This is a genomic window from Pauljensenia sp. UMB3104, assembly GCF_030217285.1.
Classification (GTDB): domain Bacteria; phylum Actinomycetota; class Actinomycetes; order Actinomycetales; family Actinomycetaceae; genus Pauljensenia.
On sequence record NZ_JASONN010000533.1, the window covers coordinates 1 to 242 of the forward strand.

Here is a 242-nt window from a genome sequence, read left to right on the forward strand (position 1 = left end):
GTCCAGTGCCCCGTGTTGTGGGGGCGCATGGCAAGCTCGTTGACGAGGACGCGTTCGTCCGCGCCCTCACCGACCACGAACATTTCCACGGCGAGGACGCCGGTGACGCCCAGCTCAGCGGCGATGCGCTCACCAATGCGGCGCGCCTCGGCGGCCGTCTCGGGCCTGATACCAACCGCGGGAACCGTCACCTCGGCGCACACGCCGTCCACCTGTACGGTGGAGGCGACTGGCCACGAGGC

1 protein-coding gene is annotated in these 242 nt (G+C 70.2%); it reads right to left on the minus strand.

All coding sequences use genetic code 11. The features are described 5' to 3' along the window. On the minus strand, positions 1–242 hold a 242-nt coding region (locus tag QP415_RS12690), incomplete at both ends, for an ATP-grasp domain-containing protein (RefSeq protein ID WP_285100309.1).